General features: G+C 63.0%; 18 protein-coding genes. 10 read left to right on the top strand and 8 right to left on the bottom strand.

Features of this window, described 5'->3' with window-relative positions; genetic code table 11:
* Window positions 1–4 precede the first annotated feature (4 nt).
* Complete coding sequence (locus BM045_RS14445) at window positions 5–1,876, bottom strand: adenine deaminase (RefSeq protein ID WP_092184444.1); 1,872 nt, start codon at window positions 1,874–1,876, stop codon at window positions 5–7.
* A 208-nt stretch (window positions 1,877–2,084) separates the two neighbouring features.
* Here BM045_RS14445 and BM045_RS14450 point away from each other — a divergent pair, with 208 nt between their 5' ends.
* From BM045_RS14450 to BM045_RS14485, 8 genes are all read left to right on the top strand, one after another.
* Entirely contained in the window at window positions 2,085–3,119 is a 1,035-nt protein-coding gene (locus BM045_RS14450) for an ABC transporter substrate-binding protein (RefSeq protein WP_092184446.1), read from the top strand.
* Window positions 3,120–3,253: 134 nt separating this feature from the next.
* Window positions 3,254–4,078: an ABC transporter permease gene (locus BM045_RS14455; protein ID WP_092184448.1), complete on the top strand. Its 825-nt coding sequence runs from the start codon at window positions 3,254–3,256 to the stop codon at window positions 4,076–4,078.
* Window positions 4,075–4,866 (top strand): ABC transporter permease, encoded by a 792-nt coding sequence (locus BM045_RS14460; protein WP_092184450.1) that lies wholly within the window; start codon window positions 4,075–4,077, stop codon window positions 4,864–4,866. The genes BM045_RS14455 and BM045_RS14460 overlap by 4 nt, the downstream gene beginning before the upstream one ends.
* 4 nt (window positions 4,867–4,870) lie before the next feature.
* Complete coding sequence (locus tag BM045_RS14465) at window positions 4,871–5,932, top strand: ABC transporter ATP-binding protein (protein ID WP_092184452.1); 1,062 nt, start codon at window positions 4,871–4,873, stop codon at window positions 5,930–5,932.
* Window positions 5,929–7,248, top strand: a complete 1,320-nt coding sequence (locus BM045_RS14470; RefSeq protein ID WP_092184454.1) for an amidohydrolase family protein — start codon at window positions 5,929–5,931, stop codon at window positions 7,246–7,248. The genes BM045_RS14465 and BM045_RS14470 overlap by 4 nt, the downstream gene beginning before the upstream one ends.
* On the top strand, window positions 7,245–8,636 hold the full coding sequence (locus tag BM045_RS14475; protein ID WP_092184456.1) for a M20/M25/M40 family metallo-hydrolase: 1,392 nt from the start codon (window positions 7,245–7,247) through the stop codon (window positions 8,634–8,636). Before BM045_RS14470 ends, BM045_RS14475 begins: the two co-directional genes overlap by 4 nt.
* Window positions 8,633–10,432 carry an adenine deaminase C-terminal domain-containing protein gene (locus BM045_RS14480; protein WP_092184458.1) on the top strand — a complete coding sequence of 600 codons (1,800 nt, stop codon included), beginning with the start codon at window positions 8,633–8,635 and terminating at the stop codon, window positions 10,430–10,432. Before BM045_RS14475 ends, BM045_RS14480 begins: the two co-directional genes overlap by 4 nt.
* The gene (locus BM045_RS14485) at window positions 10,425–11,327 is read left to right on the top strand and encodes a nucleoside hydrolase (RefSeq protein ID WP_092184460.1); all 903 of its coding nucleotides are present in this window, start codon (window positions 10,425–10,427) and stop codon (window positions 11,325–11,327) included. Before BM045_RS14480 ends, BM045_RS14485 begins: the two co-directional genes overlap by 8 nt.
* Here the strand turns inward: BM045_RS14485 and BM045_RS14490 are convergent.
* Entirely contained in the window at window positions 11,324–12,490 is a 1,167-nt protein-coding gene (locus BM045_RS14490) for a M20 aminoacylase family protein (protein ID WP_092184462.1), read from the bottom strand. The two genes, BM045_RS14485 and BM045_RS14490, sit on opposite strands and share 4 nt — an antisense overlap.
* Before the next feature lie 75 nt (window positions 12,491–12,565).
* Between BM045_RS14490 and BM045_RS14495 the strand changes: the two genes are divergently transcribed.
* Together BM045_RS14495 and BM045_RS14500 are read left to right on the top strand one after the other, a co-directional pair.
* Complete coding sequence (locus tag BM045_RS14495; RefSeq protein WP_092184464.1) at window positions 12,566–13,264, top strand: phosphoribosyltransferase; 699 nt, start codon at window positions 12,566–12,568, stop codon at window positions 13,262–13,264.
* Between the two features lie 127 nt (window positions 13,265–13,391).
* Window positions 13,392–15,068, top strand: coding sequence for a M14 family metallopeptidase (locus tag BM045_RS14500; RefSeq protein ID WP_092184466.1), 1,677 nt, complete (start codon window positions 13,392–13,394; stop codon window positions 15,066–15,068).
* Window positions 15,069–15,145: 77 nt separating this feature from the next.
* Here the strand turns inward: BM045_RS14500 and BM045_RS14505 are convergent, their stop codons facing one another.
* From BM045_RS14505 to BM045_RS14530, 6 genes are all read right to left on the bottom strand, one after another.
* Entirely contained in the window at window positions 15,146–16,693 is a 1,548-nt protein-coding gene (locus tag BM045_RS14505; protein WP_092184468.1) for an ABC transporter substrate-binding protein, read from the bottom strand.
* Window positions 16,694–16,833: 140 nt separating this feature from the next.
* Entirely contained in the window at window positions 16,834–17,877 is a 1,044-nt protein-coding gene (locus BM045_RS14510) for a Gfo/Idh/MocA family protein (protein ID WP_092184470.1), read from the bottom strand.
* Between the two features lie 9 nt (window positions 17,878–17,886).
* Window positions 17,887–18,612: an SDR family NAD(P)-dependent oxidoreductase gene (locus tag BM045_RS14515; protein ID WP_092184472.1), complete on the bottom strand. Its 726-nt coding sequence runs from the start codon at window positions 18,610–18,612 to the stop codon at window positions 17,887–17,889.
* Window positions 18,609–19,688, bottom strand: a complete 1,080-nt coding sequence (locus BM045_RS14520; RefSeq protein WP_092184474.1) for a Gfo/Idh/MocA family protein — start codon at window positions 19,686–19,688, stop codon at window positions 18,609–18,611. The genes BM045_RS14515 and BM045_RS14520 overlap by 4 nt, the downstream gene beginning before the upstream one ends.
* Window positions 19,689–19,707: 19 nt before the next feature.
* A complete protein-coding gene (locus tag BM045_RS14525) occupies window positions 19,708–20,634 on the bottom strand; it encodes an ABC transporter permease (RefSeq protein ID WP_092184476.1) in 927 nt (308 codons plus the stop codon).
* Between the two features lie 10 nt (window positions 20,635–20,644).
* The gene (locus tag BM045_RS14530; RefSeq protein WP_092184478.1) at window positions 20,645–21,619 is read right to left on the bottom strand and encodes an ABC transporter permease; all 975 of its coding nucleotides are present in this window, start codon (window positions 21,617–21,619) and stop codon (window positions 20,645–20,647) included.
* Window positions 21,620–21,637 lie beyond the last annotated feature (18 nt).

Below are 21,637 nucleotides of genomic sequence, written 5' to 3' on the forward strand. Positions count from 1 at the left end.
AGCACTACCAGACGACCGGGTGGGTCTGCCCGGTCGCCACATTGACGAAGCCGTTTGGCGCCAGAGGTGATGGCGCCACCAGCACCCAGCGCCACGGCGCGCAGGTCAGCGTCGCAAAGGCCAGCCGCTCCGGAAAACCCGGCCACCAGCGCGGAGAAAACGTCGGCTCATACATCCATTCGATGCTTTCACCGGCCCGATACAGCGCCTGCATTTCGACATCGAGCTCCGGCGCCGTCCGGCAGGTCATCAGCCCGCCAACCTCATAGCCGACCGTCGCCAGCAATTCGCCACGCCCCACCAGTGCCCAGCCGCCCTGCGTTTCGCGCAGCGCATTGACCGCCTTGGCCATGGACGCGTCGGACGAGCCGACCACCCAGATATTGTGCTTGTCATGCCCCATGGAACAGGCCAGGGCCGTCTCCTCTGTGCGTGGCCCGGTCCCCAGCCAGAACATGGCCGACGTCTTTCCCTCGCCGGAGAAGCGATCGACGATGGCAAACTTGGTAATGTTGCGGGTGGCATCACGCTGCACCAGTCCGTTCACCACCGGCAATTCCGTGGCGATGAAATCATCCGCCCAATGGAACGGCCGCAACAGCGCCGCCTGCACCACGTCCCGACCTTCGGGCGCTGCAATGGCAAAGTCCGCCGCCACCATCTCGCGCTCGATCTTGACCGTCCGCGTCGCCCACTCCGGCCAGTCGATGCGCGGCAGGGCGCCGACATAATCCCGGCCCCGCGACACCTGCGCACCATCGGCCCAGACTTCGGCAATCGACAGCGTCGCCACATCGTCGAGTAGCACCAGATCGGCAAAGCGACCCGGTGCAATCGAGCCGACCCACGGCGTCAGCCGCATATGCCGCGCCGGATTGATCGTCACCAGCTGGATGGCGATCTCAGGCGACAGCCCGGCCTCGATCGCGAGCCGCACATTGTGATCCGTCGCGCCAAGCTTCATCGTGTCCGAGGCCGAGCGGTCATCGGTGCAGAGCGCAAACTGGCTCCAGTCCTGCTGTCCATCGGCAGTCAGGCCACTCACCATTTCCTTGAGCGAATGCGGTCGCAGCTCCATGAACAGCCCACGCCGCAGCTTGTCGGCAACTTCCTCCGCCGTCCACGCTTCATGATCCGAAGCCATGCCGGCGGCAGCAAAGGCATTGATATCGTCAATCCCCCGCATGCCCGCCGCATGGCCCTCCACCACACCGCGCTGCTCGAAGGTCGCCTTGATCATCCCCCACAGCCGCTCATAGGACGGATTCTCCGGGTTCCACACCGCCGGCCAATCCATCACCTCGTCGAGCCCAGCCACCATCATCTGGCTGCTGAGGAAATCCTTCTGCTCGTCATAGCCGAAATGCCCACCACCCCATTCATAAGCCGTGGGCGGCACGGCCGAGCCGGGCAGCGGAAAGATCTTCATCGGCGACCCAGCCAGCCGCGCCGTCAGCCAGAACTCAAGGTTCTTCGGCCCGTTGACATTAGAGAATTCGTGGCTCGCCTCGCAGGTCCAGGTGCAACCGAAGGGCAGCACCAGCGCCGCCTCATGCTCGGGCGTCAAATGGCTGGATTCGATATGCTTGTGCACCTCGCCAAAGCCCGGCACGGCGCTCAGATGGCTGCGATCGACGCGCTCATCGACAACACCTGGATACTTCCCCGCCGGCCCGACCCAGGCAATGCGCCGCCCCGACACCACGATCTCCTGATCCTCATGCCAGCGTCGCCCGTTGACATCGAGCAGACGCCCGACGCGGACAGCGCGCGTCGCCGGCCGCTTGCCCAGCGCCACCAGCGCCAGATGCTGGCGGATCCGGACTTCGTCAGCGGCATTGATCAACAGGTCGGGGGGAAGTTCGCTCACGTCAATGGCCTTCTCATATTCGCCCCATCTTTTGACCGCGCTGACTGGGAATGTCGAGTGCCGCCAATTGCGGTTGATAAACCGGCATCTGCGGCATTTAGCTCAAACATTGGGCTTGCGGTGACAGCGCCACAAAAATAGGCTCCCGGCCGGGAAGCCAGCCATTCTCCACCAGTCGTCGCCGTGCGTCGCCGACGCAAACAGGAAGCCGTCCATGAACAAAATTCTCGTCACCGCCCTGGCGATCTCCGCCACGGCCATGCTGTCCGCCGCGCCCGCCATGGCGCAGGGCAAGACCCTGACCATTTCCTGGTGGGGCTTTAACGGCGAAAAACTCGAATCCATCATTCTCGCCCCCTTCCGCGCCCAGTGCGGCTGCGAGATCGTGTTCGAGACCGGCAACAATGGCGAGCGCCTCAACAAGATCCAGATCCGCAATGGCGCTGGCGTCGACGTGGCCTATTTCTCCGACAGCTACAGCCAGCAGGGCATCGAAGCCGGCCTGTTCCAGAAGATCGATCCGGCCAAGCTCCCCAACCTTGCCGGCATCTACGACCTCGCCAAGGATCCGCAGGGCGGCTACGGCCCGGCCTATTCGATCGGCCGCGTCGGCATTGTCTATGACGAAGCCAAGGTGACCACTCCTATCACCTCGTGGAACGATCTGTGGCGCGAAGACCTTGCGTCGTCGCTGACCCTCCCGGGCATCACCACCACGGCCGGCCCGATGGTCGTGACCAAGGCCGGCGAGCATGCCGGCGTCGACGCCTTCACCGACACAGACGCGGCCTTTGCCGCCGTCGAAGAGCTGAAGCCGAATGTGGTCAAGAACTACAATACCGGCTCGGAGATGATCAACCTGTTCTCGACCGGCGAAGTCACCGCCGCCATCGCGCAGGACTTCACCCTCGGCCAGATCCAGGCCGCCGTGCCAACCGTCAAGTGGGCCGAGCTGGAAGAAGGCTCGATCGCCACGCTCAACACCGTCAACATCCCGACCGGCGCGGCCGAGCCGGAGCTCGCCTATGAATTCATCAACTTCATCCTGTCGCCGGAAATCCAGCAGCAGCTGGCCGAACAGGGCGTCGATGCCCCGGTCAACACTGCCGTCGAACTGACGCCCGAACAGGCTGCCCTCTGGACCTATGGCGCCGACGTCATTGCCGGCCTGCAGCGCGTCGATTACGTCAAGCTCAATGCCGCCAAGGGCGGTTGGGTCGATCGCTGGAACGAAATTTTCGGCATGTAAGACTTTGACGCGGGGGTTGATCCCCCGCGTCAATCTGTGACTAAGCATAGCGCCCGCCCCACCATGATGCCTTTTCGCCAACAGCGACGCGGACATCAGCGGTGGGGCTGGTTCTTGCAATGAAAGCCTGATCCATGAAACGTTTCGCCGGCTGGACCCTGGCCTCCCCTGCCACCATTCTGGTTGTGGTGTTCCTCGTGCTGCCGGTGCTGGCGACCATTGTCACCACCTTCACCACCCCCGCCGGTCCCTTCGCCACCTATTTCGCCTTCTTCGGCAGCGGCTTCCGCCGCACCGTGCTGTTCCGCACCATCCAGGTGTCGCTGGCCGTGACTGCCATCTCACTGGTGATCGGATTCCTCACCGCCTATGTGGTGTCGCGCGCGCCGGGGTGGCTCAAATCCATCCTGATCATCGCCGCCGTCTTCCCGCTTCTCACAGGCGTCGTGGTCCGCTCCTTTGCCTGGCTGATCATTCTCGGCAAGAATGGCATTCTCAATTCAACGCTGCTCAATCTTGGGTTGATCGCCGAGCCGTTCCAGATGCTCTACACGCAAGGGGCGGTGATCGTGGCCATGGTCTATCTCTTCGTGCCGCTGATGATCCTGACCCTGGTCGGCGTACTGGAATCCATTCCGGACGATCTGATCCAGGCCTCGTCCTCGCTTGGTGCCAAGCCCTCCGCCACCTTCATGCAGGTCACCCTGCCCCTGGCCGTGCCCGGGCTGATTGTCGGCGCCGTGCTGGTCTTCACCGGCAGCTTCACCTCCTATGCCACGCCGCAATTGCTGGGTGGTGAGCAGGTGATGATGATGGGCACGCTGATGTATCAGCAGGCCATGGTCACCTTCGACTGGGTTGCCGCTTCCACCATCGCCGCCGTCATGGTCGTCATCACCATCGCCATCGTGGCGCTGATGAATGCCGTGGCCCGCCGCCTCAACCCGATGACCGTCTGATGACCCGCAATATCCATCCCCTGCTCATCGCCGGCACCGTGCTGGTGTTCATCTTCCTCGTCGGCCCTCTGGTCATCGTGCTCGGCTCGGCGCTGAGCGACACAACCTATCTGACCTTCCCGCCGCAGGGCCTGTCGCTGCGCTGGTTCGAGAATATCTTCCAGATCGATGCCTTCCGCCGCACCATCGTCACCAGCCTGCAGATTGCGCTGCTCTCGACCACCATCGCGCTGATCATCGGCATTCCCGCCGCCTATGCGCTCAACCGGCACCGCATCCAGCTCCCCGGCTGGCTCTCGACGCTGTTCATCCTGCCGGTGCTGGTGCCTGAACTGGTGCTGGGCTTCTCGCTGCTGAAGAACCTCGCCGTGCAGTTCAATTCGCCGATCTATATCTCGCTGTTGTTCGGCCATGCGCTGATCGTTCTGCCCTATGTGATCCGCGTCATCAGCGCCTCGCTCGCTTCCTTCGATTTCTCCATCGAGGAAGCCGCCATCAGCCTCGGCTCGCCGCCGCTCAAAACCTTCTTCACGATCCTCTTGCCCAATGTGCGCTCCGGCGTCATTGCGGCCTTCATCCTTGCCTTCATCACCTCGATCAACGACGTCTCCATCTCAATCTTTCTGACCGGACCGGGCCTCTCCACCCTGCCCATCCAGTTGCTCGCCCATATGGAGCAGTTTTTCGATCCCACCGTGGCGTCCGTATCGGTGCTGCTGATGCTTCTCACCGTGGCCGTGATGGCCATCGTCGAGCGTACGCTCGGCCTGACCTTCCTGGCCAAATGATCCCATGACCCAGTCCCTCACCCTCGACTCCATCTCCGCCCACTACGGCTCCACCCAGGTGCTGGAAAACCTCTCGCTCGCCGTCGGCGAAGGCGAGCTGGTGTCCCTGCTCGGCGCCTCCGGCTGCGGCAAGACCACGACGCTCCGCCTTGTCGCCGGCTTCCTGCAGCCCACCTCGGGCACCATCACCCTGGGCGGTCGCGACCTCACCCGCCTGCCGCCGCACCAGCGCGACATCGGCCTGGTCTTCCAGAACTACGCCCTGTTCCCGCATCTCTCCGTCGCAGACAATGTCGGCTTCGGCCTCAAGCAACGCGGCGTCTCCGGCGATGCCAAGGCCAAACGCGTTACGGAAATGCTGGAACGCGTCGGCCTCGCCCATCTCGCCGATCGCCTGCCGGGCGCCCTCTCCGGTGGCCAGAAGCAGCGCGTCGCGCTGGCCCGCGCCCTCGTCATCAAGCCGCCGCTGCTGATGTTCGATGAGCCGTTGTCCAACCTCGATGCTAAGCTGCGCGTCGATATGCGCGTCGAAATCCGCCAGCTGCAGCGCGCCAATGGGACTACCTCGGTCTATGTCACGCATGACCAGGAAGAGGCTTTCTCGATCTCCGATCGCGTCGCCATCATGCATGCTGGCCGCATTATGCAGCTCGATACGCCGGAACGGCTTTACCAGCGCCCGGCCAATGCTTTCGTCGCCCGCTTCGTCGGCTTCGAGAACCTGATCCCGATGGCAGTCGTTGAGCGCGACGGCGCCAAGATCACCGCCGAAATGGCCGGTGGCGTGCGCCTGACGCTGCCGCTCGAACAGTTCGGCGCCATCCCCGACAGCTTTATTCTCGCCTGCCGGGCCGATGGCCTGCAGGTCACCGACAATGCGACGATGGAAGGCATCCCGGCGACCCTGGGCCTGCGCACCTATCTCGGCCGCGCCTACCAGTACCAGGCCGAAACCCCGGCCGGTGCGCTGATCGCCAACGGCCCGCTGACCCGCGTGCTGGAGTCCGGCGCGGCGGCCAAGCTGGTCCCCGTGCCGGAACAGTGCACCATCCTCGCGCCGGAATGACCACGCTTCTCACCAATGCCTGGATCCTCACCCTCGACGACGCTCTGACCGAGCATAATCCGGGCTGGATCCAGATCGATGGTACCACCATCACCGCCCTTGGCTCCGGCACACCGCCAAGCATCACGGGCGCAGAAGTGGTGGACTGCGGCGGCGATGTGGTCATGCCGGGCATGGTCAACACGCACTGCCATATGGGCATGTCGGTGTTCCGCGGCCTGGCCGAAGATGTCGATGACCGGCTCTATCGCTACATCCTGCCGCTCGAGCGCAAGTTCGTCACGGCAGAGATGGTGCGGATCGGCACGACGCTGTCGGCGCTGGAGCTGATCCAGGGCGGCGTCACCACCGTCGCCGACATGTATTATTTCGAAACCGAAGTGGCTGAGGTCTGCGACACCGCCGGGTTGCGGGCCATTGTCGGCCAGACGCTGGCCGATTTCGATCCACCCGACCACAAGGACTTCGACGAAGGCTTTGCCCGCGTCGATGAGCTGGTCGATCGCTATCGCGACCATCCGCTGGTCACGCCCTCCATCGCGCCACACGCCCCCTATTCCACCGGACTCAAGACCATGGAGCGTATCGCGCAATGGTCGGCCTATCATCCCGGCGTGCCGGTGCAGATGCACCTCGCCGAAAGCACGCTGGAGGTGAACTGGGCGCAGGAGAACCATGGCAAGTCGACCGTCGCCGTGACCCGCGATGCGGGCCTGCTGAAACCCAATCTGATCGCCGCGCACTGCCTGCAGCTCGATGATGCCGACATCACCATGATGAGCGAGCACCAGGTCTGCGTCGCCACCAATCCGCGCTCCAATGGCAAGGCCGGACGCGGCATTGCCCCGGTGGAAAAGATGCGCAATGCCGGCCTGCCGGTCGGCATCGGCAGTGACGGGGCGATGAGCGGCAATACGCTGGATCTGTTCAGCCAGTTCGCCCCGGTGTCGATGTTCGCCAAGCTGCTAGCCGGCTCGCGCAAGCCGCTGCCGGCCGTCGATGTCATCCGCATGGCGACCATCGAGGGCGCGCGGGTGCTGAGCCTCAATCTCAAGACCGGTTCGCTCGAAACGGGCAAGCAGGCCGACCTGATCCGCATCAGCCTCGCGGCGCCACGGCTGCATCCGATCTACGATCCCTATTCCATGCTGGTCTTTGCCACCATGCCCGATGACGTCACCGACAGCATGGTGGCCGGCCGCTGGCTGATGCGCGACCGCCAGGTGACGACGCTCGACAGCGGCGAGGCCCTTGCCGATGCCAATCAGATTGCCCGCCAGTTCAAGGCCGAAATGGCCCGGATAGACAGACTATGACCTCACTCGACGCCGTTCTCGCCCAGGCCGATGCCAATCTCGACGCCAGCCTTGAGCGGCTGTTCGAGCTGATCCGTATTCCATCGGTTTCGACCGAACCTGCATATGCCGCCGACTGTCGCCGCGCGGCCGAATGGCTGAAGGATCAGCTAGCCGCCCTCGACTTCGACGCGACCGTTCGCGACACCGCCGGCCATCCCATGGTGGTCGGCCATGGCCCCAAGGTCGCCGGGCCGCATGTGCTGTTCTATGGGCATTATGACGTGCAGCCGGTCGATCCGCTGCACCTGTGGAACACGCAGCCCTTCGAGCCTTCGCTGGCACCGCAGCCGGATGGCGAGACCTATATCCTCGGTCGCGGCGCATCGGACGACAAGGGGCAATTGCTGATCTTCGTCGAAGCCTGCCGCGCCTGGAAAGCGGTCACCGGCACCTTGCCGATCCAGGTCTCGATGCTGTTCGAAGGCGAGGAAGAGGCCGGCTCGCCCAGCCTTGGACCTTTCCTCGAACAACATGGCGACGACCTGCGCGCCGATATCATGCTGGTCTGCGACACCGACATGTGGGACCGCGAGACGCCGGCCATCACCACCATGTGGCGCGGCTTTGTATCGGAGGAGTTCGAAGTCACCACGGCCGACCGGGACCTGCATTCCGGCATGTTTGGCAGCGCGGCCCGCAATGCCGTGCAGCTGATCGGCACCATTATTGGCAAGCTCCGCGCCGAGGATGGCAGCGTCGCCATTCCCGGCTTTTATGACGGCGTCTCCGAACTGGCCGAGGCCAATCGCCAGGAATGGCAGCGCCTGCCCTTTGATGCGGAGAAATTCCTCGGCGATGTAGGCCTCTCCATCCCGGCCGGTGAAGCCGGTCGCTCAGTGCTCGAACAGGTCTGGGCGCGGCCGACGGCCGAAGTGCACGGCGTCTGGGGCGGCTATGCCGGCGAGGGTTTCAAGACCGTCATCCCGGCCAATGCCGGCGCCAAGATTTCCTTCCGCCTCGTTGCCGGCCAGGACCCCGCCCGTATCCGCCAGCTGTTCCGCGATTTCGTCACCGCGCTGATCCCTGCCGATTGCGCCGTCTCTTTCAAATCCTATGCTTCAGCCACGGCGCAAAGCATGCCGCTGGATGGCGAGTTGCTCACCAAGGCCCGGCATGCGCTGACCGCAGAATGGCAGCGCGAGACTGCGCTGGCCGGCACGGGCGGTTCGATCCCGATCCTCGGGGAATTCAAGGACCGTCTCGGCATGGAAAGCCTGCTGATCGGCTTTGCCCGTTTCGACAACCGCATTCATAGTCCAAACGAAAAATACGACCTGTCGAGCTTCCACAAGGGCATCCGCTCCTGGGTGCGCATCCTCGCCGCGTTCTCGGAGACCGAAAAATGACCCTGACCCGCTTTTCCGTCGCCCCGCTGCATGCCAGCACCACGCATCTGGCCGCAGTCGCCGGTGGCCGCACTGCAGCCGATGTGGTGATCACCGGCGCCCGCGTGCTCTCGACCTATTCGGAACGCATCGCCACGGATCGGGAAATCTGGCTGGCCAATGGCCGCATCGCCGCGGTCATGCCGGCAGGCGCCCATAAGCGCGGCCCTGCGCACAAGGCCATTTACGATGCCCGCGGTGGCATTATCGCGCCGGGCCTGGTTGATCCTCACATCCACATTGAAAGCTCGATGGTCACCGCCTGCGCCTATGCCGAGGCGGCGCTGCTCAATGGCACGACGACGATCTTCTGCGACAGCCACGAGATCGGCAATGTCATGGACGTGGCCGGCGTCGAAGCCATGCTCGAGGACGCTCGCCTCGCGCCACTGTCGATCTTCCTCACCGTCCCCTCGACCGTCCCCGCCACCTCGCCCAAGCTCGAAACCGCCGGCGGCGACCTGACGCCCGACAAGATCGGCGCGCTGTTCGACAAATGGCCGGAAGCCGTGGCGCTGGGCGAAAAGATGGACTTCGTGCCGGTCGCCATGGGCGATCCGCGCAGTCATGCCATTATCGCCGAAGCGCTCAAGCGTAACCGGCCTGTTTCCGGCCACATCTATGGCCGCGAATTCGTTGCGCCCTATGCTGCCTCGGGCGTCACCGATACACATGAAGCCATCGACCGCAATATTGCCAATGATTTCGTCGATGCCGGTATCTGGGTCTTCCTGCGCGGCGGCAATCCGGCGACGCCGTGGAATTCCATCGTCGAAGCCATCAAGCCGATCACCGAACTGGGCGCCAGCCACAAGCGCTTCTGCGTCTGCACCGATGATCGCGATGCGGATGACCTGCTCAATTTCGGTCTCGACTGGGTGGTCCGCGAAGCCATCCGCTGCGGCATGAGCCCGGCCCAGGCCTGGTCGATGGGCTCGCTGCATGGCGCCACCCGCTTCGGCATGGGCGACGAGATCGGCGGCCTCGGCGGCGGGCGCCGCGCCGACCTGGTGCTGCTCGACGATAGCCTCAAGCCCGTCAGCACATGGTATGGCGGCGAGCTGGTGGTCGATGACCGCAAGGTCACGCCGGTGCTCGAAGCCACGCTCAACCAGCGCTACCGCTACCCCGAAGCCGCCTACAATACTGTCCACCTGCCCAAGGGCCTGAAGCTCACGCCGGAACTGCCGACCGAGCCGGTGACTGCCAATGCCATCGGCATCGAAATGCCGGGGATCGTGCTGCCGCATCGCAAGGTCGCCATCGAGCCGGCCAATGACTGGGCGGGCGTTCTCGACAAGTATAGCCTGAGCTTCGTCACCGTCATCGAGCGCCATGGCAAGTCCGAGGGCGGCATTGCCCATGGCCTGCTGCAGGATTTCGGCATCAAGAACGGCGCTGTCGGCTCCAGCGTTGGCCATGACAGCCACAATATCATCCTCGCCGGCAGCAACGAGGCAGATATGGCCCTGGCACTGGCGACGATCGAAGCGGCCAAGGGTGGTGTGGTCGTGGTGCAGGAGGGCAAGGTCATCGCCTTCGTCGGCCTGCCGGTGGCCGGCCTACTGTCCGACAAGCGTGTGCATGAGGTCGCTGCCGAGAACCAGTTGCTCAAGGCGGCCTGGACCAAGGTCGGCTGCACCATCCCCTATATGGGCTTCAACCTCATCCCGCTCTCGGTGATCCCGGAAATCCGCATCACCGACAAGGGCCTTGTGAAGGTTCCTGGAATGGTATTGGCGCCGCTCTATGAATAGAAAAGTCATCATCGATACCGATCCCGGCCTCGATGACGCCGTGGCGATCCTCTTCGCCCTCAATTGCGGGCGCTTCGATATCTTGGGCCTGACCACGGTGGCCGGCAATATTGGCATCGAGAACACCACGCGCAACGCCGGCCGCCTGCTCGCTGCCATGCAGCGCAGCGACATTTCGGTCGTCATGGGTGCCGATACGCCGATGCGGCGCGAAGCGATCGATATCGTCGTGGTGCATGGCCAGGACGGCGTCAAAGGCCTCGCGCTGCCCGAACCGGAAGTCGCAGCGCTTCCCGGCGCCGTGGAGTGGATGGCCAACAAACTGATCGCCGAACCAGCCGGCAGCGTGGATATCCTGGCGCTCGGCCCGCTAACCAATCTCGCGCATCTGCAGATGCGCTATCCGGAAGCGGCCGCCCGCATCGGCAAGCTGATCGTCATGGGTGGAGCCGTGGACGAGCCCGGCAATGTCGGCGCCCGTTCCGAGTTCAACTTCGCCACCGATCCGGAAGCCGTGCACATTGTCTTCCGCGCCGGTCTCGACCTGACCGTCATCCCGCTCGACGTCACCCGCCGCGTCCGTGCCAATCCGGGGCAGGTCGCCGCCATGCGCGGCGCCACGGCCGGCAACATCGCCGCTGATGTGATCGACCTCTACTTCGGCGAGGGCCGCGAAAGCCGGCCGCTGCATGACCCCTGCGTCATGCTTTATGCGCTCGAACCCGGCCTGTTCGGTATCGAAGAGCGCAACCTGGCCGTCGATCTCGAAGAAGGCACCGATGCCGGTGCGCTCAAGCCCGGCCGACCGGGCCTGCCGAACAAGAAATTCGCCATGACGGTCGATGCGCCGGGCGCCATTGCCCTGCTGACGAAAGGGCTGACCGGTTCGCTCTAGCGCAGTTCATGTTCGACCAATGTGGTCCAGTAGCGTGCACCGGTGGCAATCGCCGCGTCGTTGAAGTCATAGCGCGAATTGTGGTGCAAGGCGCCATCCACCGCCGGACCATTGCCCAGCCAGACATAACATCCCGGCACGCGCCCACCGAATTCGGCAAAATCATCCCCGGCCGTCGAGGGCGGGAAGTCGGTGACGACGGGCTTGCCGGTTGCGGCCCGCGCTGCGGCCAGCGCTGCCGCCGTCGAGCCGGCGTCATTCACCACCGGCGGAATACGGCGCATGAAACTGTAGCTAGCACGGAGACCGAAGGTGCCGGCAATGCCCTGCGCCAGCTTGCCGATCTCGGCCTCCAGCTGATCGCGCACCGTGGCGGTATAGGCCCGCGCCGTGCCGCCGATCCGCACATCGTCCGGAATGACATTGAGCGCCCGGAAATCGCCGCCGCTGATAGCGCAGGCACTGACCACCGCCGGTTGCAGCGGATCGACCACCCGCGCCACCACGGTGTGGATGGCCGTCAGGAAATGCGCCGCCGCCGTCATGGCATCCCGCCCCAGATGCGGCTTGGCACCATGCGTGCCGACGCCATGGAAGGTGACTTCCCAGCTATCCGACGAGGCCAGCTGCGGTCCGGCCACCACCGCCATTTCGTTTGTCGCCAGCCCCGGCATATTGTGCAGGCCATAGACGGCATCAATTGGGAAACGCTCGAGGAAACCGTCCTCAAGCATCGCCTTGGCGCCACCGCGGCCCTCCTCGGCCGGCTGGAAGATGAAATGCACCGTGCCGGAAAACTGCCGCGTCCGCGCCAGATGCCGCGCCGCCGCCAGCAACATCACCGTGTGCCCGTCGTGACCGCAGGCATGCATGGTATTGGGTGTGCCGGACTTATAGGCCACCTCGCCCAGTTCGGGCATGGCCAGCGCATCCATATCGGCCCGCAGGGCGATGCTGCGCGTCCCGCCCCCCACTCGCAGCGTGCCGACGACCCCAGTCTTGCCCAACCCGCGATGCACTTCAATGCCGGCCTCAGCCAATAGGTCAGCCACGATCTGGCTGGTGCGAACCTCCTCGAAACCCAGTTCGGGATGCGCATGCAGGTCCTGCCGCAGAGCGATCATCGCCTCGAGTTCGAATGGATCGTTGTCGCCGTGGGTCATGGGTTGCTAAGCTCTTGAAAACGCTCCACGGCTATAGCATCCGGCGGTGTCCGCCGCCCAGCAAGGAAACCGCCTTTGCCACTTCTCCCCCATCAATTCTGGCAAACCATTGATCCGGCAGGATCGCATGATGCCGCGCCGTCCGTGGGCTTTGCCGACAGTTATCCCGCCACCCTGCCCGACGGAAGCCAACTGCTGCTGCCCATTCGCGTGCTGCCCGGCGACGGCACCAAAGCCGTCGCATCGCTAATCATCAACCAGGCCAGCTTTGCCGTGGAGGATGCCATCTCCGCCGCCCTTGCCGAGCTGTTGCGCGCCTATGCACCCGATGTGATCATCGGCGTGCCGACACTGGGCCTGCCGCTGGCCAACAACGTGGCCCGTCGCCTTGGCCATGCCCGCATGGTCGCCCTGGGGACCTCTCGGAAATTTTGGTATCGCGACGAGCTGTCGGCGCCCCTGTCGTCGATCACCAGCCCGAACCAGCAAAAGACCATCTACCTCGATCCGCGCTCCCTGCCCCTGCTCGACGGCAAGCGTATCGTCGTCGTGGACGATGTCATCAGTTCGGGCACATCCATGAGCGCCGTGCTGCAACTGCTCAAAACCGCTGCCATAGACCCGGTCGCCATCGGCTGCGCCATGCTGCAGGGCACGCGCTGGCAAACCGACCTTAGAGATTGGCGCGACCGTGTTGTAGCGCCACTCGCCTCGCCGAGGCTCGAAAAAGCTGGAAACGACCATTGGCAGGTAGAAGGCACCGCAGTCGCGTAGCCGCTTCTCGAGCACCAAATTCCGTATTGTATATTTTAGTCTTGTATTACAAACTCTGTGGGTCAGGCGTCGTTCATGCCTGTCCGCAGCGCTCGCAGGCGCCCCCCTCCCCTCGAAAGGACGCCTCATGGCCAAGGTCGATATTGCCTTCGACACCTACTATACCTACGACGAAATGACGGTGCATCTACAGGCGCTGGCCGCGGCTTACCCCAAGCTTGCAACGCTCACCTCCGTCGCGAAGTCGCATCGCGGCCGCGATGTCTGGCTGATGGAAATCACCAATCCCGATACCGGTCCGGGCCTGGAAAAACCGGGCTTTTACATCGACGCCCAGATCCATGCCGAAGAGCATGCGACCAGCGCAACGGCGCTTTATGGGATCTGGTACATCCTCTCCAATTACGGCACAGACGAGGAAGTCACCCGGCTGGTCGACAGCCAGGTGTTCTATGTGCTGCCGCGCATCAATCCCGATGGTGCCGAACTCTCGCTGGTGGAACCCTATCATCCCTGGTGCGGCAATGGCCGCTTCCTGCCCGGCGAAGATCGCCTGGAAGGCCTGATCCCGCAGGACATCAATGGCGATGGCTATATCGTCAACATGCGCGTGCCCGACCCCACTGGCGAATGGAAGAAGTCCGAGCGTGATCCGCGCCTCATGGTGCAGCGGGAACCGGGCGAGGAAGGTGGGCAATATTTCCGCGTCTATCCCGAGGGCCTGATCCGCAATTATGACGGCGTGCATGTCAAGATCGAGAAGCAGGAAGACGGCAATATGAACCGTAACTTCCCGATCAACTGGTCGCCGCAGGAATATGGCTCGGGCGCCTATCCTTTCTCCGAACCAGAAGCCATGGCGATGGGCAAGTTGGTGCTGGATCACCCCAATATCTGCGGCATGTGCGCCTATCACACCCATGGCGGCATCATCCTGCGCCCGTCGATGCTGAAATACGACGCCGACATGAGCCCGCGCGATCTGGCGCTGTACAAGGATCTCGGTGGCGTCGGCACCCGGCTCACTGGCTATCCGGTAATCTCGACCTATGAGGATTTCACACCCGACAAGACCAAGGGCCGCCATGGCAGCCTCAAGGACTGGGTCTATGAAGAACTGGGAATCATCTGCTTTTCGACCGAACTGTGGGACATGGAGCGCACCGCCGGCGTCGACAAGAAGGGCTTTCTCAATCTCGGGCCGCGCGACGCCGATACCCAGCAGAAGGTCTTCGACTGGGTGATCGACAATGTCGGCGAAAAGGGTTTCCGCGACTGGGAGCATTTCGACCATCCCCAGTTGGGGCCGGTGGAAGTCGGCGGCATGGTCTATATCTGGAGCTATCGCAATCCGCCGGGCAAGCTGCTCGAGGAAATCTGCCACAACAACACAATGTTCAACCTGCGGCACGCTGCAGCGGCGCCGCAGGTCAAGGTCGACAAGTTCACCGTAGAAGCGCTCGGCGCCGATCTCTACAAGGTCTCGGCCGTAATCGCCAACCATGGCTATCTGCCCACGAACCTGTCGGACGTGGCCATCGAGAACAAGGTGGCCAAGCCTGTGACCATCACGCTGGACCTGGAAAATGCCAGCCTGGTGATCAATCCGCAGAAGCAGGATCTGGGCAACCTGGCTGGCCGCAACGAGCGCAAGTTCAACTGGTCGAACTGGGGCCCGCAATGGTCGCCAACTGCCAAGCCGGTCGAATGGCTGGTCAAGGCCAATGGCCCGGGCGCCAAGGTGACGGCCATTGCCGCTTCGGAAAAGGGCGGCACACATCGGGTCAGTCAAGCACTCGGCTGATCCCAGCCAATGCAATGACAAAAAAGGGCCGGCGCGAGCCGGCCCTTTCATTTGCCCTGCCTAAGGCTGGTCGTGAGTTACTTGAGCTTCGCGGTCCAGGCCTCGATCGCTTCGTCACGACGCGGCTCCCATTCGATACGGCTCGAAACACCATAGAAGTCGGGCTGGAAGTAGAGGAAAATCCACGGCGCATCGTCGTGGAAAATCTTGAGCATCTCGTCGACCACGACACGTTCCGCCTCGGGATCGCGGATGCCCGACAGGCTGTCCCAGCGGGTCTGCCATTCCTGGTTGAACCACATGCCGTTATTGACCGGCACATCGCGCGATGGGAATAGCGACATGTCATAGATGGCGCTCCAGGTGGCGCCGCCCTGCCCGATGAAGAACAGAGGACCGGCCTTATGTTCGCGCGCCAGCGGCGAGAACAGGGTCATTTCCATCAGGTCATTGGTGGTTTCGACGCCGATATCGCTCAGATACTGGGCGATGGCCTGCTGCACTGCACTGTCATTGAGGTACCGGCCCTGCGGTCCCTGCATGTCGAGGGTGAAGCGAACGCCATTGGCATCGCGCGGGAAGCCGGCGGCGTCGAGCGCGGCTTCAGCCGCATCGGGATCGTAGGGATAGGGCTCGATGCTGGGATCGCCCAAGTTCGCAGGACCATTGGCGCGGACGCATTCGGTGCCGAGTAGCTGCTGGCAGATGGTTGGCACGTCGACAGCCATGTTAAGGGCGCGGCGCACCTCGACATTCTTGATGGCATCGCCACCCGGGGTGCCATCGAAGGCGCCGGAGAAATTGAAGCCGACGAACATGCGGCGCGTGCCGGCGACCGACTTCACCGTCGCATAGCCGGTGCTGTCGATGGCGTCGGCCTGGTCGGGCGGAATATTGGTGGCGATATCGACATTGCCGGCGATGAGTTCAGCGGTCCGGGTACTGGATTCCGGAACGACGCGGAAAATCACCTTGTCGAAAGGCACTTCACCGAGGGTCCAGTTCGGGTTCTTCTCCAGAACCACGCGGTCGGCGCGAACCCATTCGACCAGCTTGTAGGGACCCGAGGCGACGGGCGCGACCGCAGCTTCTTCGACGGTCAGCTTTTCGTAGCTGTCCTTGCAGTGAATGAAAATCTTGGCGGCCATGCCGGGTACGGTCGAGGAATAGCCTTTGAGCTGCATTACCGCCGTATTGCCCTCTTCGACGCGGGCGCCGACAAAGCCGATCGATGAATAGACGAAGCCGGGCGTATGGCCGATGAACTTGTTGGCCGGGTCGGCGGCGCGGGTGAAGGAATAGACGACGTCCTCGGCATCGAGTGTCTCGCCATCTTCGCACATCAGGCCGTCGCGGATCTTGAACGAGATTTCCGTGCCTTCGTCATTCCACGCATAGCTTTCGGCGAAGTTTGGCACGATTTCACCCTGCGGCGTAACGCTGAGCAGCGTACCCCAGAGATGGCTGGCGACATTGATCGATGTCGCCTGGTTGAGCATGTCCGGCTCGAGCGATTCAACATCGACCGATTGGGCAATCACCAGCGTTCCTGCATCGGCCTGAGCGAAAGCCGGCCAGCAACTGGCCGCCAGTAGCAGCGCGCAAGCGCTTATCCTCTTGAGCATTTTCGTCCCCTTTTGCCATTCCACGAGAAGTCATCCATCGCCGAGCAACGCTAATCTTGTAATACAATTAGCATGTCTAACGTAGTGCGATAGTGATGATGGCAGATTGATGCTGTCAAGGGAGACTGCACGCAGGTGTGCTAGCTCAAAAGGCGCGCCAGACCATTGCGCTCGTAGAAATCGGCCATGGTCACCGCTGCGCCGGTCTGGCTGCTCTCTATGCCGGCAAAGCACAGGCTGAGCGAACGCAGGTGATCGCGACCATCACAGGGTGGTGGCCTGCCATTCCGGACGGCGGTGATGAACTCGGCCAGCAAGGCCACGCTATCGTCGTAATAGGGCGCAGCTTCGGCAGTTTCGACCGGGATCAGTTCAGGATCGGCGCTGCGAGCATAGGCAAGGTCTGAATGGAGCTTCCGCTGCACCAGGATGCCCTCGGCGCAATCGACGCGCCATTCAAAATTATAGACGTTCCAGCCGCCCGACCATGTGCCGTGGTAATTGACCTCGACGCCGCCTTCGAGACCGAGCAGGCAGTTCACATTGGCATCGTGGGCATACATGCTCCACGGCGGGTTCCATTCCCGGCAGGCAATGGTCTCTACCTCACGGCCATGCACGAAACGGATCAGATCCAGGTGGTGGATGGTCTGCTCGAGCATCATCGGATGCTCCATTTCGAGAGGATAGCGGTTGATGCCCGGACGTTTGCCATTGCGGTTGGTGCGATAGTTAAACTGCCCGAAGCCTACCTGCCCCAACCGTTCGCCGGTGAGCCACTGGCGCATGGTCTGGTTGACCGGCAGGTAACGGAAGTTGAGGCCGACGCTCATCGGCAGGCCCGATGCATCGGCCATGTCGACGATGGCAGCCGCATCGGCCAGGGTGGTGGCTAGAGGCTTCTCGGCCATAATAGGCAGGCCGGCGTCGAACAGGCGGCGCATCTGGGCGAGATGGCCATCCGGTGGTGTTACCAGGATGACGGCATCGTAAAACCCGGCGGCCAAGGCCGCTTCCACGTTGGTAAAAGCCGGTGTTTCGGGGTTCTCAGCCGCATAGAGGTCAAGCGATGCCTGGCTGGGATCGACGACGGCACCAGTGATGACACAGTCGGACATCTTAACGACCTTGCCCCACATGCGACCGCGCGTACCGGCACCCAATTGCAGAACGGTGAATGCCATCAGTGCCTCTCAGGCTGCAGTGTCTATGGCCTGGGACATGTCCCAGGCGTTGAGGCGCTGACCGTTGAGGTCGGGATGACGTCGCTCGGCAAGGGCAACAAAGGCCGAGGTCAGCATCATCGGATCGACCCATTTGGTCTTGAGCTCGGCGGAATAGTTCCGCTCCGACATCGGGGTCTGCATATACATGCCGGGCGTGATGGTATTGGATTGGATACCCACGGCCGCACCTTCCGCCGCCAGCGATTGCGAAAAGCCTTCCAGCGCATGCTTGGCCGCGCAATAGGCCGTCTCATTGGCAAAGCCCTGGATGCCCGAGCGAGACGAAACGAAGATCATGGCGCCGCCGCCATTGGCTACCATGCCCGGCCAGACGGCATGGGCCAGCTGATAACCGGCCTGAAGACCGACGTTTACCGTCTTGAAGAAGCTGGCAAAATCCTCATCAACGAAGGGCTTTTCGATCAGGATCGCCGCATTGTGCACCAGCGTGGTCACCGGTCCGGTGATGGCCAGCGCCCGGTCAATGGCCTGCTGGGTTGCCGTCGCATCGGACAGGTCTACAGCGATACCTTCGGCGCGTCCGTCGCAGGCCGCAACAACCTGCTGCAGGCCTTCGGCATTGTAGTCCATCAGGACAAGCTTTGCCCCGGACGCGGCGTAGCGGCGGGCAATGGCGGCGCCGAGACCTTGCGCCGCGCCGGTGACGACAATGCGCTGTTCGCCAAGGTTCATTTGCCGGTTTCCGCCGGCAGGTCGACCCAGGCCCGGCTCTTGGTGGACTGCTTTACGGCATCGAGCACCAGCTGATTGGCCAGACCGTCATGGAAGGTGGCGCCACGCCGGAGCGACCGCCCCTCGGCGATCGCCGCCGACATTTCCTGCAGGGCCGCGACAACCGAGACATTCCAGATGCCCTTGTTGACGCCCGGCAGGCGGGCATTGGGATCGTCGACGGTGATATCCACGAAGCTGCCGCCCGCCTTGGCGTAGAGGAGCTTTTCGTCGCCATTGTCGAGCAGGATGGTGCCCTTGGAGCCGAAGACCTGCGTCAGATTGCCGATATTATTGGCGGCAACGCCACTCATGAACACCTGGACGCGGGCGCCGCTATTCATGGCCATGGTGAAATAGGAGACGTCATCCGCCGTCGCCGTCCAGGGCTCGTTGGTCACCTTGTCCAGGCGATTGGGGATCACGGTGAGCGCTTCCCCGACCACCGAAGCGACCGGACCGAGCCACCAGCGGATCATGTCCACCTGATGGCTGCCATTGGCGCCGAGGCGACCGCCGCCCTGCTCGGCCAATGACCACCAGTCGCCCTTGGGACGCGAGGCGGGATTGGCCCAGGAGGCGCCGATATTGGCGATATTGACGTGGCGGATCTCGCCGAGGTCGCCCTCTGCGATCATCTCGGCCACTTTAGCGCGGTTGGGATTGAACCGCATTTCATGGTCCAGCATATGCAGCCGGCCGAGGCCCTCCGCCTTGTCGAGCATGGCGCGCGCCTCGGCCGCATCCATCGCCGTCGGCTTTTCGCAGACCACATGGGCGCCCTGCTCCAGCGCCGCCAGCGTCATCGGGGCATGGGTGACTGTCGGCGTGGCGATGAGCACCAGGTCGAACCGATGACTGTCCAGCATTGTCCGCCAGTCGGCATAGGCATTAGGCACGCCAAAAGCCGTTGCGGCCGACTGGGCGCTTTCGAGCCGACCCGAGGCGATCGCAACGACCTCGGCACCCGGCACATGCTTGAGCGCAGGCAGATAGGCGTCACGCGCAAAACTTGCGCCGATGATTCCGACTTTCATTTTTTCTTACCTTGTTGGATCAGCCGACCGTCTTGAGGCGCGGATCGAGGAAATCGCGCAGCCAGTCGCCGAGGATATTGAACGAGAGAACCGTGCAGACGATGGCCAGGCCCGGGAACACGGCCAGCCACCACTTGTTGGCCATCAGCTGGTCGCGGCTGTCGGCCAACATGGCGCCCCAGGTCGGCACATTGGGCGGAACGCCCAGGCCTAGAAAGGACAGCGAGGCTTCTGACAGGATGACGCTGGCCACGTTGAACGAAGCGATGACGGTGAGCGGCGCCATGATATTGGGCAGGATGGTGCGGAAGATCACCGAGAAGGTGCTGTCGCCCAAGGCGCGTGCCGCCTCGACATATTCCTTTTCGCGCAGGGAGAGCGTCTGCGCGCGCACGATTCGCGCATAGGTCACCCACTGCCCAACCCCGAGCACCAGGATGATGTTGAAGACGCCCGGCCCCAGGATCACCAGGAACATGATGGCCAGCAGGATGAAGGGAAAGGCCAGCTGGATGTCGCCAAGGCGCATGATGACGTCGTCGATCCAGCCGCCGAAATAGCCGGCCACCAGCCCGGCGACGACGCCGATCGTGCCGCCGACCATGATGGCGAAGACGCCAACCATCAGCGAGATACGGGCGCCATAGAGCAGGCGCGACAGCACATCGCGGCCGAGCCCGTCGGTGCCCAGATAGAACATGGCATTGTTGCGCCCGCCCGCGGTCAGCGGATCGGCCAGGCGCAGCATGATGTTCTGCCGGTTCGGATCGAGCGGCGCGATGGCCGGCCCGAAGATTGCGGCAAACAACACGCCGAGCAGGATGAACAGCGCGACCAGCGGCCACTTGGCAGCGACGAGGCTGCGCCAGGCGCGGCGAAACTCCTTGCGGCGGTTGGACAAGGGAGGTGCTGCAGGACGGGCGGCAGTTACGGTATCGACGGCCATGGTGCGGCTCCTAGAGTTTCACGCGCGGATCGATCTTGGCGTAGATCAGATCGACGATGAGATTGAGCGAGATAAAGACCAGCGCCAAGATGACGACCGAGGCCTGCACCACGGGAATGTCGCGCTGGTTGATGGCGTTGAACACCAGGCGGCCGATACCGGGCCAGGAGAACACCATCTCCACCACCACGACACCGCCGAGCAGGAAGCCGAATTCGAGGCCGATCAGCGTAACCACAGGCAACCAGGCATTGCGCAGGGCATGGCGGATCACCACGGCCCATTCGGGAATCCCCTTGGACCGGGCCGTCCGCACATAGTCCTGGCCCAGCACTTCGAGCATGGACGAGCGCACGAGGCGCGCATTGCGCGACAGCGAGTAGAAGCCGACCGCGACGCTGGGCATGATCAAATAGTAGAGCGCCTGCGGCAGCTGGCTGAAGGCTTGCACCACATTGCCTTGGATCAACGGCATGATGAAGGGCACATGGCCCGAGATCGGGAACCAGCGCAGCTGCAGCCCGAAGAACATGATCATCATGATACCCAGCCAGAAGCTGGGGATCGACTGGCCCAGCATGCCCATGGTCATAATCGAACCGTCGACCGAGGTACCGCGATACAGCGCGGCAAACACCCCGAGCGGGATGGCCAGCCCGATCGCCATGATCATCGAAAACAGGGTCAGCTCGATGGTGGCCGGCAGGGCCTCGAGCACCGCCTCCAGCGCCGGGCGCTTGTAGGATAGCGAGTTGCCGAAATCGCCCTGCGCCAGATTGCCGAGAAATTTCAGATATTGCTCGTGCAACGGCCGGTCAAAGCCCAGCGCAACGCGCGTCTGCTGGATTTCGGCCTCGGTGGCGCGTTCCGAGACATAGAGATAGGTCGGATCGCCGCTCATCTGCAGCGCAACGAAGGTAATGAGGGTGACACCCAGGACGACGATCAGACTTTGAATCAGTCGACGGATAATGAAGGTCCACATGTTCGCAAGGTCCAATCA

The organism is Devosia sp. YR412 (assembly GCF_900110945.1).
Taxonomy (GTDB): Bacteria; Pseudomonadota; Alphaproteobacteria; order Rhizobiales; family Devosiaceae; genus Devosia.

Excerpts from the sequence above, each read along its gene's own strand:
- BM045_RS14510 (WP_092184470.1), bottom strand. The coding sequence starts at position 17,877 with ATGGCATTCACCGTTCTGCAATTGGGTGCCGGTACGCGCGGTCGCATG.
- BM045_RS14470 (WP_092184454.1), top strand. The coding sequence starts at position 5,929 with ATGACCACGCTTCTCACCAATGCCTGGATCCTCACCCTCGACGACGCT.
- BM045_RS14500 (WP_092184466.1), top strand. The coding sequence starts at position 13,392 with ATGGCCAAGGTCGATATTGCCTTCGACACCTACTATACCTACGACGAA.
- BM045_RS14475 (WP_092184456.1), top strand. The coding sequence starts at position 7,245 with ATGACCTCACTCGACGCCGTTCTCGCCCAGGCCGATGCCAATCTCGAC.
- BM045_RS14465 (WP_092184452.1), top strand. The coding sequence starts at position 4,871 with ATGACCCAGTCCCTCACCCTCGACTCCATCTCCGCCCACTACGGCTCC.
- BM045_RS14485 (WP_092184460.1), top strand. The coding sequence starts at position 10,425 with ATGAATAGAAAAGTCATCATCGATACCGATCCCGGCCTCGATGACGCC.
- BM045_RS14505 (WP_092184468.1), bottom strand. The coding sequence starts at position 16,693 with ATGCTCAAGAGGATAAGCGCTTGCGCGCTGCTACTGGCGGCCAGTTGC.
- BM045_RS14480 (WP_092184458.1), top strand. The coding sequence starts at position 8,633 with ATGACCCTGACCCGCTTTTCCGTCGCCCCGCTGCATGCCAGCACCACG.
- BM045_RS14520 (WP_092184474.1), bottom strand. The coding sequence starts at position 19,688 with ATGAAAGTCGGAATCATCGGCGCAAGTTTTGCGCGTGACGCCTATCTG.
- BM045_RS14525 (WP_092184476.1), bottom strand. The coding sequence starts at position 20,634 with ATGGCCGTCGATACCGTAACTGCCGCCCGTCCTGCAGCACCTCCCTTG.
- BM045_RS14450 (WP_092184446.1), top strand. The coding sequence starts at position 2,085 with ATGAACAAAATTCTCGTCACCGCCCTGGCGATCTCCGCCACGGCCATG.
- BM045_RS14490 (WP_092184462.1), bottom strand. The coding sequence starts at position 12,490 with ATGACCCACGGCGACAACGATCCATTCGAACTCGAGGCGATGATCGCT.
- BM045_RS14515 (WP_092184472.1), bottom strand. The coding sequence starts at position 18,612 with ATGAACCTTGGCGAACAGCGCATTGTCGTCACCGGCGCGGCGCAAGGT.
- BM045_RS14530 (WP_092184478.1), bottom strand. The coding sequence starts at position 21,619 with ATGTGGACCTTCATTATCCGTCGACTGATTCAAAGTCTGATCGTCGTC.
- BM045_RS14455 (WP_092184448.1), top strand. The coding sequence starts at position 3,254 with ATGAAACGTTTCGCCGGCTGGACCCTGGCCTCCCCTGCCACCATTCTG.